Source organism: uncultured Campylobacter sp. (assembly GCF_938030685.1).
Lineage (GTDB): Bacteria > Campylobacterota > Campylobacteria > Campylobacterales > Campylobacteraceae > Campylobacter_B.
The window spans coordinates 1-1,645 of sequence record NZ_CALHHX010000007.1; the positions used below are offsets into that span (position 1 = coordinate 1).

The following is a 1,645-nucleotide window of genomic DNA, read 5'->3' on the forward strand; positions in this document are numbered from 1 at the left end:
CCGGTAGCGATCGCAGCTCTTAAGCCCGCCAAACCGCCGCCAATAACTAAAGAATCGCAATATATTACATTCATCCTAAGCTCCCTATTCTAAACTTAACCATTTGAAATCGGCGATTATCGAAAGCAGGAAAAATGCACCCCAAACGATAAAAACCGCCTTTTTAATGAAGGCTCTTTTCCTTTGAATTTCCGCCTTCGTGCCGTCTATGCTAATCCATTTCATATAAAGCCTATAAATTCCAATACTAGCGTGAGTTACTACGAAAATCAATAAAACAAAATAAAATAAATGAAGCTGTCCGAAGCGAGCGATAGCAAGATCTGCAGTAATTTTCGGACCGAATACGATCATTAAAATATGAGCCGCCGCAAAGAAGAATAGGAAAAACCCCGTCCAAAACTGAAACCACCAAAGCGTCGTGTCGCAATGCTTCATTCGCATTTTATGCGCTTTAAACGCCCTGTAAGCGGCGTAGTTAGCCGGAAATTTTCTCATCGCCAAAAATGCGTGAATCACGAAAATCACGAAAATTACAAAAGCGACGATGTTTGTGACGAAATAAATTCCGCCCGGTTCGGCGAAATGTACGACGCCCTCAAACGCGCCCTTACCGATCAAAATCGTGCCGGTAAATATCATATGACACAGCATAAAACAGGCCAAAATCAGCCCGCTGATGCTTTGCGCCACATCTTGCAAAGCCATAATGCGGCTTTTTTTGCCGTCTATGGATCTGCCCGTAAAGCCTTCAATGCGACCTAGCATAGGTTCTCCTTAAAAAAGATGATTATAAATCCCCGCTAAACGAAAATTTACATTTTTGTAAAGAGATTATATTACTTTTTAACTTTAGATTAATTTAATTTCTGCAAATTAGTTTTTTCTTCAAAGACTGCTTTAAGAAAACTGCTATCAAAAACATTACTAAAGATAAAATTTGCCCCATCGATAAATTTAAAAATATAAAACCGAGCCCATCATCCGGCTGCCTAAAAAATTCTACAAAAAATCTAAACGCCGTATATAGCATCGCATACAAACATATCAGCTCGCCGTTAAATTTCTTAAATTTACGGTAGAAAAATAAAATCACAAAAATAACGAGTCCCTCCAAAACCGCTTCGTAAAGCTGGCTTGGGTGACGCAACATGCCGCCTACCAAAATCCCCCACGGCTCGCTCGTCTCGCGCCCGAAAAGCTCCTGATTTAAAAAATTTCCCACGCGTCCGAAAAAATACCCAAGCGGCACGCTAAGTGCTACGAGATCGAGTAGCGCCCACATATCGGTTTTAAATTTTTTGCAAAACCAAACCGTCGCAATCACGAATCCGACGACCGCGCCGTGATAGCTCATACCGCGAATGCCCACAAATTCGCCGTTATGAAAGGGGTTAAAAATTTGCCACGGATGGCTGAAATACCACGCCGCCTCGCCCGAATAGATCGCGATGTATCCAAGCCGCGCGCCCAAAATGACGCCCACTTCGACCCAGATAAAGTAGCGATCAAGCATCTTATCGCTAAAGCCAAGACCGTCTTTGCGCACGAAATACTTGGCAATAAATAGTGCCGTAAGTAGCGCCAAAACATACATAATGCCGTACCAGTGCACGTTTATACCAAACGCGCTGAACGCCACGGG

The 1,645-nt window shown here is 42.9% G+C and carries 2 protein-coding genes; both read right to left on the minus strand.

Annotated features, from left to right (window positions below; genetic code table 11):
- Positions 1–84 precede the first annotated feature (84 nt).
- Positions 85–768 carry a fumarate reductase cytochrome b subunit gene (locus Q0369_RS00380; RefSeq protein ID WP_297915476.1) on the minus strand — a complete coding sequence of 228 codons (684 nt, stop codon included), beginning with the start codon at positions 766–768 and terminating at the stop codon, positions 85–87.
- Between the two features lie 94 nt (positions 769–862).
- Positions 863–1,645 (minus strand): prolipoprotein diacylglyceryl transferase (gene lgt, locus Q0369_RS00385; protein WP_298094456.1); only part of this gene is annotated, 783 nt, incomplete at its 5' end.